Source organism: Bradyrhizobium sp. P2_E8 (assembly GCF_056403875.1).
In genome coordinates this window covers 1-679 of the sequence record NZ_JBFUES010001815.1, presented here as the reverse complement: position 1 = coordinate 679, position 679 = coordinate 1, and the positions used below count along the sequence as shown (strand labels likewise).

Sequence of the window (679 nt, the reverse complement as noted above, 5' to 3'; positions counted from 1 at the left end):
CATCTACGTCTCCAACATGGCCGACAACGGCATTCAGGAGGTCGATCCCGCGACCGGTAAGGCCAAACAGATCATCATGGGCAAGCTGGCGCTGCCCGGCGGCATCGGCGTCACCACCGACAACGGCAAGGACACGCTCCACCTCGCCGACGTGTTCGCCTATCGCACCATCGACGGCGCGACCGGCGAGGTCACCGAGAAGGCACGCATGCACGCCGACGGCGTCACCCTCGAATATCCGATGAGCGCGACGGCAAAGGGCAACGACGTGGTCCTGTCGAGCTGGTTCACCGGCACCGTGCAGGTGATCGACGCCAAGACCGGCGCGACGCGCGACATGCTGCATGGCTTCAAGGCGCCGCATGATGCCATCGTGCTCGAGGACGGCACCATCCTGGTGGCCGAGCTCGGCACCAAGTCGCTGGTCCGCGTCAGCGGCGAGCACGGCAAGGATCGCACCACGCTGATCGGCGGCCTCGAGGGACCGGTCGGGCTGGTCGGTGGATCGGCTGGCGAGGTCTATGTCACCGAAGCCTTCGCCGGGCTCGTGTCCCGGGTCGACAAGAACGGCGAAAAGACCGTGATCGCCAAGGATCTGAAAACGCCCGAGGGCATCGCGCGGACGAGCGACGGCAAGCTGGTCGTGGCCGAGGTCGGCGCTCAGCGGCTGATCGAGATC

1 protein-coding gene is annotated in these 679 nt (G+C 66.3%); it reads left to right on the top strand.

All coding sequences use genetic code 11. The features are described 5' to 3' along the window. A partial coding sequence (locus tag AC1D00_RS44075) for a Vgb family protein (protein ID WP_477015069.1) occupies nucleotides 1–679 on the top strand: 679 nt, incomplete at both ends.